Raw genomic sequence first — 792 nt, forward strand, 5'->3', positions numbered from 1 at the left:
CAGCCATCATCTCAAGGCGGGAAACAGCTGACGGTTACGATCTACCAGCGGCCGCGGACCACGGTGCCGAACCCCGAGCACCGGATCTTCCCCTACCTGCTGCGGGACCTTGTGATCGATCGGCCCAACCAGGTCTGGTGCACGGACATCACCTACCTGCCAATGCGCCGCGGCTTTCTCTACCTGGTTGCGGTGATGGACTGGGCGACGCGGAGAGTGCTGACTTGGCGCGTATCGAACACCATGGATGTGGAGTTCTGCCTCGAGGCTTTGGAGGAAGCCTTGGCCCGGTTCGGGCGGCCACAGATTTTCAACAGCGATAGTAAGTATGTCCCGGCAAGCTGTTCCTGGGCGGCCTGACGCACAGCGATGGGCCTTCTAGGATTGCTGGTGCCGCAAGTGCCTGGGTGGCCTGACCCCAACAGCGATCGACCGCCAGCCGTGTCTTTCCCTGGATCTGTCGGCCGCCCAGGCACCCTTCGCGGTGAGGTTCCACCTCGCCATTGCATGTGACCCGAGAAGGGCCTGACGCTCTGTCCCGTTACTGTCTTGTCCATGCATCCGGTGCCGGTGGGATCGCCAAGGCATTCCAGCATCCGGAGAGTTGCAATGAATATCGTGGAAGGTAGCACTGGGCCCTTTGTCATCGGCGGCGTCGATACCCATAAGGATCTCCACGTCGCCGCCGTCGTCGATAATCATAACCGGCTCCTCGGAAGTCAGTCTTTCGCCACCACCCGGCATGGCTACAAACGGCGGATTCAACATCCGTAGCGAACACCACCACCGTTC

1 protein-coding gene and 1 pseudogene are annotated in these 792 nt (G+C 61.0%); both read left to right on the forward strand.

Annotated elements, in window-relative coordinates:
- Nucleotides 1–321, forward strand: a pseudogene (locus QWZ14_RS29025) (DDE-type integrase/transposase/recombinase); the annotation flags it as partial.
- Nucleotides 322–609: 288 nt separating this feature from the next.
- Nucleotides 610–774 carry a hypothetical protein gene (locus tag QWZ14_RS29030; protein WP_290320552.1) on the forward strand — a complete coding sequence of 55 codons (165 nt, stop codon included), beginning with the start codon at nt 610–612 and terminating at the stop codon, nt 772–774.
- Nucleotides 775–792 lie beyond the last annotated feature (18 nt).

This window comes from Paeniroseomonas aquatica (assembly GCF_030409335.1).
GTDB classification, from domain to species: domain Bacteria; phylum Pseudomonadota; class Alphaproteobacteria; order Acetobacterales; family Acetobacteraceae; genus Belnapia; species Belnapia aquatica.